General features: G+C 74.4%; 6 protein-coding genes. 1 reads left to right on the top strand and 5 read right to left on the bottom strand.

All coding sequences use genetic code 11. The features are described from left to right. Nucleotides 1–314: 314 nt before the first annotated feature. Entirely contained in the window at nt 315–1,373 is a 1,059-nt protein-coding gene (locus tag Q8791_RS15340) for a tartrate dehydrogenase (RefSeq protein ID WP_330092369.1), read from the bottom strand. A 309-nt stretch (nt 1,374–1,682) separates the two neighbouring features. Here Q8791_RS15340 and Q8791_RS15335 point away from each other — a divergent pair, with 309 nt between their 5' ends. Then, entirely contained in the window at nt 1,683–2,555 is an 873-nt protein-coding gene (locus Q8791_RS15335) for a LysR family transcriptional regulator (protein ID WP_330092368.1), read from the top strand. 16 nt (nt 2,556–2,571) lie between these two features. On the opposite strand, the gene Q8791_RS15330 is transcribed toward Q8791_RS15335, so the two are convergent. The 4 genes from Q8791_RS15330 to Q8791_RS15315 all read right to left on the bottom strand — a co-directional run bounded on the left by Q8791_RS15330 (nt 2,572) and on the right by Q8791_RS15315 (nt 6,696). After that, the gene (locus Q8791_RS15330; RefSeq protein ID WP_330092367.1) at nt 2,572–2,997 is read right to left on the bottom strand and encodes a PPOX class F420-dependent oxidoreductase; all 426 of its coding nucleotides are present in this window, start codon (nt 2,995–2,997) and stop codon (nt 2,572–2,574) included. Nucleotides 2,998–3,114: 117 nt separating this feature from the next. Continuing rightward, nucleotides 3,115–4,521, bottom strand: coding sequence for an adenylosuccinate synthetase (locus Q8791_RS15325; RefSeq protein WP_330092366.1), 1,407 nt, complete (start codon nt 4,519–4,521; stop codon nt 3,115–3,117). After that, on the bottom strand, nt 4,518–5,510 hold the full coding sequence (locus tag Q8791_RS15320) for a hypothetical protein (protein WP_330092365.1): 993 nt from the start codon (nt 5,508–5,510) through the stop codon (nt 4,518–4,520). The genes Q8791_RS15325 and Q8791_RS15320 overlap by 4 nt, the downstream gene beginning before the upstream one ends. A gap of 64 nt (nt 5,511–5,574) precedes the next feature. Then, a complete protein-coding gene (locus Q8791_RS15315) occupies nt 5,575–6,696 on the bottom strand; it encodes a J domain-containing protein (protein ID WP_330092364.1) in 1,122 nt (373 codons plus the stop codon). Between the last annotated feature and the right edge of the window lie 24 nt (nt 6,697–6,720).

The following is a 6,720-nucleotide window of genomic DNA, read 5'->3' as shown; positions in this document are numbered from 1 at the left end:
ACGCATCGTGCCCCTGTTGTCCTGTCAGAACAAGACCCGGGGGTACGACGGCGGAACCCCGGCCACAGTGCTCGCAGCCCGGACAGGCGAGCCCCCGCGGACCGGGGCGGGACGGCGCCCGGCCGACGGCGGCGGCCCGGCCTGCGCGTACCGGGGCCGAACGGCGTCCCCCGGCGACGGGCCGGGGCCCGCAGGGGCGCCGTGTTCCCCGACCGCGCGGTAGCAGCGGCCCGATCACCTCCCGATCCGCCTCACCACCGCACACTCCCGGGTCGCGCCTTCCGGCGTGGTCCGACCGGCCCGGGTGCATGCGCTCAGGGGAGCTTGCCGATGACCTCGGCGGTGAACTCGGCCGTGCCCGCGGTCCCGCCCAGGTCCGCCGTGCGCACCGGCGAGGACGCCAGCACGGTCCGGACCGCGTCCATGACCTGTGCGCCCGCCTCGGCGTGGCCCAGGTGATCGAGCATCATCGACGCCGACCAGATCGCGCCCAGCGGGTTGGCCAGGCCCCGGCCCGCGATGTCGGGGGCCGACCCGTGGACCGGCTCGAACATCGACGGGAACTCGCGCTCCGGGTTGAGGTTCGCGGACGGGGCGACCCCGATCCCGCCCGCGACGGCGGCGGCGAGGTCGCTGAGGATGTCCCCGAACAGGTTCGAGCCGACGATCACGTCGAACCGTGCGGGGGCCAGGACGATCTTCGCGGCCAGGGCGTCGATGTGCTCCTGCTCCCAGGACACGTCCGGGTGGGCGGACGCGCGTTCCGCCACCAGTTCGTCCCAGAACGGCATGGTGTGCACGATCCCGTTGGACTTGGTGGCCGAGGTCAGCCGCCCGCCTCGCCGCCCGGCCAGGTCGAAGGCGTACTCCAGCACCCGCTCGACGCCCTTGCGGGTGAACACCGACTCCTGGACGACCGTCTCCTCCGGGGTGCCCTCGAAGGCCCGACCCCCGATCTGCGAGTACTCGCCCTCGTTGTTCTCGCGCACGACGACGAAGTCGACCTCGCCGGGACGTGCGCCGGAGACCGGGCTGGGCACCCCCTCCAGGACGGAGATCGGGCGCAGGTTGACGTACTGCCGGAAGCTCCGGCGGATCGGGATGAGCAGCCCCCACAGGGAGACGTGGTCGGGCACCCCGGGCCAACCCACGGCGCCCAGCAGGACGGAGTCGTGGTGCCGGATCCGGTCGAGGCCGTCCTCGGGCATCATCGCGCCCTCGGCCAGGTAGCGCTCGCAGGACCAGTCGAACTCGTCGTAGGACAGGGAGAGGCCGTGGTGGGCGGCGACACGGTCCAGGACGGCGCGGGCGGCCGGCAGGACCTCCTTGCCGATCCCGTCGCCGGGGATCGTGGCGACGCGGTAGTGCTTCATGTGGTCTCCCGTGGGTGTGGGGGCTCGTGTGCTGTCGAGGGTGGTGGGCTCGTGCGGCGGCGTGTCCGGCGCCGTGGTGCGGTCCCGGGCGGCGACCCGCCGGTGTCGCGGAGCCCCGGGAGGGGACGGTCGCGGTCCGGTGCACGGCCTCCCACGGCCCGCGCCCCCGTCGCGTCCGCGCCGCGGGGGAGGCCCCGGTCGCCGGCGGCTCGCTCATGCACCGATCCCAGCAGTCCGCGGGGCGCGCGTCCAAGACCGTCTGCCGATACCTTTGATAGGCCAGGCCTATAAGGAGACGGGAGCTCTGCGGTGGACGTCCGACAGCTGGAGTACTTCCTGGCCGTGGTCGACCACGGCGGCGTGAACCGCGCGGCCACCGCCCTCCACCTGTCCCAGCCCTCGCTCTCCCAGGCGCTCCGGTCGCTGGAGCGGGACCTGGGCAGCGACCTCTTCCACCGGATCGGCCGCCGGGTCGTCCTGACCGGGGCCGGGCACGCACTGGTGGAACCGGCCCGCGAGGCCGTGCGCGGCCTGGACCTGGCCCGCTCCGCCGTCGAGGCGGCCCAGGGGCTGCGGCGCGGAAGGGTGGACGTGGCGACCCTGCCGACCCAGGCGATCCAGCCGCTGACCGACCTGGTCTCGGGCTTCACGGGACTCCACCCGCGGATGTCGGTGTCCGTCCGGGTGGCGCTGACCACGCGCGACGCGGTCGACATGGTCCGCACCGGCGCCTGCGAACTGGGCGTGGTGGCCACGGCCGGGCCGCTCCCGGAGACCGAGGTGCGCGTGTGGCCGCTGGTCCGGCAGGACTTCGTGCTCCTGGCCCCGAGGGACGGCCCCTTCCTGGAGGGCGAGCCCGTACCGGTCGAGCGGCTGGCGGGCCGCAGGCTGATCGTGGGCCAGCGGGGGTCGGGGATGCGCCGGTTCGTCGACGACCTGATCGCCGACGGGTTGGAGACGCACATCGCGGTGGAGACGGAGGACCGCCTCTCCGTCCTGCCGCTGGTGCTGGCCGGGGCCGGGTTCGCCGTGGTGACCGACGCCTGGCGCGACCTCGCCGAACGCGCCGGGGCGCTCGTCCTCGACCTGGCCCCCACCGATCACCTGGACGTGGCGCTGATCAGCAGGCGCGGCCCCCTCACCGCCGGGGCGCAGGCCTTCGTCGCCCACGCGGTCGGCTGAGCGCCGTACCGGCCCCTCAGGCGGTCATGTCGAAGGCGGCGAGCACCCTGGTGGGTCGCACCCGCACCACGAGCTCACCGGGGCTGCCGTTGCGGCGGCCGAACTCCTCCGCCTTGTCGGGGCCCATGTAGCGCCGCGCGATCACCGTCGCGGTCCGGACGAGTTCGCCGGGGTCCTCGGACACGGAGGCCTCGCCCTGGACCTGCACGAAGCCGAACGGCGCCTCCTCCAGGTCCACGACCAGCGTCACACGGGGGTCGCGGGCGATGGCCCGCCCCTTGGCCGTGTCCTTGCCGGTGTTGAAGACGACCTCGTCGCCCTCGACCGTGAACCACACCGGCGCCGCCAGGGGACGGCCGTCGGAGGCGACGTAGGCGAGCTTGCCCGTGCGGGTGCCCTCGAGCAGGAAGTCGCGGACCCGGGGATCAGAGATGGAAGCCACGGCGCAACGCTAACCCGGGCCCCCTCTCCGCCGCGGGTGCGACACGGCCCGCCCTCCCGCGGGCCGGGCGGCGGACGCGTGCACCCGGAGCCGCCGCTCCCGGACGGGTGCACCGCCTCAGGCCGTGGCCGGGACACGGGCGTCGGCCCTGGTGGGGCCGGAGAACACCGCCTCCAGCGGAAGGCCCAGCGTGTCGGCGATCGCCCGCGCCGGGGCGGCGGGGGCCGCCGACAGGACCGGCCGCGCCGACTCCAGGGCGCGGGTGAGACGCTCCTGCCGTGCCAGGTGGTCCGCTGCGCGGTCGGCGTCCCGGGGGTGCGGGCCGCTGCCGTCGTGCGCCCGGAGGGCGGGGTGGTCCGGTGGGGGCGCGTCGCCGGGGGAGAGCTCCACGGGGCCTCCGTCCGGGCCCGTGTAGGCGGTGCACCAGCGCAGCCGGTCCCCGGCGCGGGCGGGCGCGTCGGCGTGCGTGACCACCAGGGAGTCCACGCCGCCCGTGGCCGCGAGCGCGTACCGGTGCGCGACGAGGTCGAGGTGGCCCACCCTGAACACGCCCTGCCACGGGTGCGTGCCGTTGTGCCGCTCCACCAGGAGCGCGCCCAGCGCCGGGTCCTCCGCCACCAGCGGCCCCGCGCCGTGACGGGTGGTGAAGGTGCGCACCACGCCGATCCGGCGTGCGTCACCTGGCCGCCCGGCCTCGGCCAGGAGCGCGAACGGGTTGGCCGTGGTCGTGGTCGACCACGTGGTGTACGGGTGGAACCCGTGCCACTCGTCCAGCAGCACGCCCTGCGCGCCCTCGAACACCACGGGCGTGCGGGCCAGCAGCTCCGGCAGGTACGACTCGTCCACCAGCCGCACCCGCCGGGCGAACGCCCGGTACGCCGCCACGCACTCCTCGACGTCCGGGTCCGCGTCCGGCCCGGCCTCCTCCGGCGCCCCGCCCGCGCGGGCGGCCTCCCGCCGCACGGCGGCGAGGTGGTCGGCCAGGCGTCGCAGCTTGCGGCGCAGCAGCCCCGGGTGTTCGCAGTCCCCGGCGGTCGGCGCGTCCTCGGGCCGGGCCAGGGCGTAGGCCATGGCCTCGCCCACGCCCATGCCGCAGGAGCCGTGCCGGTCGGCGCCGCGCGCCCGTTCCCTCACCTGGTTCGCGGCCCGGTGCCAGGGCGTGCTGACCAGAGCCCGCCGGTCCACCGTGACCAGGGAGAGCGGGTCGGGGATCCCGAGTTCCGCGAGGTGCTGGGCCTCGGCGGCCAGTGCGAACGGGTCCACGACCACGAACCGCGACAGGTGCGTGGGAACCGGCCCGTCCGGGGCGAGGGTCCCCGCCCCGAACTGCGAGAACGTGTGGTGGCGACCGTCGGGGGCGACGACGTTGTGCGCCGCCTGCGCGCCCCCGTTGGCGCGCACGACGGCGCCGAAGCGCCGTCGCGCGCACAACAGGTCCACCGTCACGCCCTTGCCCGCGTCGCCGAACCCCAGGTCCACGACGACGGCGTTCCCGTCGGACCACGGCGGAGGAGTCCCCGTCACAGCCGGTCCACCCCGCCCGCGTCCGTTCCGGCGAGGCCGCCCGGGGTCGGCGCGACCACCACCGTGCCGCGTGAGAAGGAGAGGGGGCGCAGCGCCTTGCCGACCGCGGCCCCGGCGTTCGAACCGGCCTCGGCCAGGTCCGACAGCCCCTCCTCCAGGTCGATGGCCTCCTCTGCCAGTCCCACCGTGACGGCGATGGTCTCCGACACCGCTTCGATGTCGTCCAGGTAGATCACGTTCTGGCCGAGGTGGGTGTCCCAGAACCCCCGGACCCTCGTGTCGTTGTAGTAGTGGCTGCCCGTCGGCATGATGAAGAAGACCTCGAAGCTGCGCTGCAGTTCGGCGAGGATCCGCGGGAACGGGATGTTCCCGGGGACGTCGTCGCCGATCACGTCGCGCACCTCGCGCTCCTTGACCGCCGCGTAGGCCATCTCGTCGCCGATGATGAACAGGTAGCCGCGCCGTCCCCGCTTCTCCAGGCAGTCCATCGAGGTGTGCCGCGCCATGAAGTACATGGCCAGCTCGTAGGACTCGGTGGCCTGGCCCCCTCCGCCGCCCTCCAGCAGGATGTTGCCCAGATCGTCCTCCAGTTCGTTCCCGGACTCGAACTGGCCGATCTGGATCGGGGCGCGGTCACAGGTGGCGTCGCCGATCCCGCCGAACAGGATCTGCGGGTCCTCCACGTACCCCTTGCGCAGCAGCAGCCCGAACAGGTCCGGCAGCTTGGTCTGGAGGATGCGGGGCACTCTGCCCATGGAGCCGGTGACGTCGAACAGCACGGAGATGGCGAGCGAGTTGGGGTGCTCGTCGGAGTCGCGGCTCTCGCGGACGCCGACGCCCTTGGGGTTCAGGCTCGGGTGGGTCTTCCACGTGTTGCGGGGGGCGGACGAGAGCACGTCGTCGGTGTAGCCGAAGCTGCTGGATCCGACGGAGGAGTTGTAGGCCTGGCGCGCGTGGTAGGCGTCGGTGGACCAGTTGCTGTTTCCCATGGGTGGTCTCCTTCTCGGGGGTGGTGGGTCGGGGCGCGGCCGTCCGGTGCGGGCGGCCGGTGGTCTAGGGAACCGGTGCTGTGGGGGGAGTCGGTTCCGGCATGTGGAACGGGCGGAACCGGCGCGGGCCGAAGAGGCGTTCCAGCACGTCATCGAGTTCACAGAGCAGGGCGAACCCGTCGCGGGGCCGTCGTTCGGGCGCGGGCAGGGTGCAGCCGCGTGCGAAGGAGCGCAGCTCACGGGGCAGGTGGCCGCCGGAGACGAACTCGATGCACCGGGTGGCCATGTGGATGTCGGTCTGGGGGAGGGCCGGGCGGCGAGCGGCCACCTCGGGCGGATAGAGCTCCTCACGGCCCGGCACCATCGCCGGGACGTGGGGTGCGGTGCGCGGCGTCCGCGCGGTCACCGAGTAGCACCAGTCGACCAGCACCAGCCCGTGCTCGGCGGGGTGGATGAGCACGTGCTCGGGCACGACCGCGCCGTGCACGACCCCGGCCCGAGCCGCGTTGCCGACGGCCACCAGCAGCCGCCGCCACATCCACGCCGCGTCGCGCGGGTCGATCCCCTGCGGGTACGCGCGGCGCACGTCGGCGAGAGTGTGGAACCCGTGCAGCCGCCCCAGGATGTTCGCGCGCCGCTCCACGCCGGTCGCGGCGTCGCGGTGCTTGAACGACTCCACCAGTTCGGGGACGAACGCCCGGTAGTGCTCGTGGCCCTTCTCGCGCAGGCGGCGCAGTGCGGTCGCCTCGGCCTCCATCAGGTCGTTGTCGCGCTGGGACCGGGGGAGTTTGAGCACGGCGTCGTGCCACGTCCCCTCGCGGTAGCGCACCGGGTACAGGTCGGCGACGTCGCCCCGGGCCATACGCCCGGCCGCGACGCGGTAGCCGCGTGTGCGGGTGACGAGGTTGAGGTCGTCGAAGCCCAGGTCCCCGGAGACCATGTCGCGGTACAGGCTCCACAGCCCGGTGAGCCGGGTGAAGGCCGACGCGGCCTCCGTGCGGCGCCCCCCGGGCGCGGGGTCGGGGTGGACGAGGCGGGCCAGGCGCCGGTACGCGGCAGTGGCGGCCCGGGGGACGTCTCCGCCGCCGGCCGGCACCGGGCCGAACAGCGCCACGGGGTCCTCGGCCATGGTGACGGCGCGCAGCGCCGCGTCGAAGGCTGCGGTGTCGTGCGGTTCCGTGCCCATCAGGTCCTCCGTTCCTGTGCGTGG

The organism is Nocardiopsis codii (genome assembly GCF_036327455.1).
Lineage (GTDB): Bacteria > Actinomycetota > Actinomycetes > Streptosporangiales > Streptosporangiaceae > Nocardiopsis > Nocardiopsis codii.
The sequence above is the reverse complement of the archived record's forward strand: the minus strand, read 5'-3'. Positions and strand labels throughout refer to the sequence as shown.

Coding starts and splice junctions, on each gene's coding strand:
- Q8791_RS15340 (WP_330092369.1), bottom strand. CDS start 1,373: ATGAAGCACTACCGCGTCGCCACGATCCCCGGCGACGGGATCGGCAAG.
- Q8791_RS15320 (WP_330092365.1), bottom strand. CDS start 5,510: ATGGGAAACAGCAACTGGTCCACCGACGCCTACCACGCGCGCCAGGCC.
- Q8791_RS15315 (WP_330092364.1), bottom strand. CDS start 6,696: ATGGGCACGGAACCGCACGACACCGCAGCCTTCGACGCGGCGCTGCGC.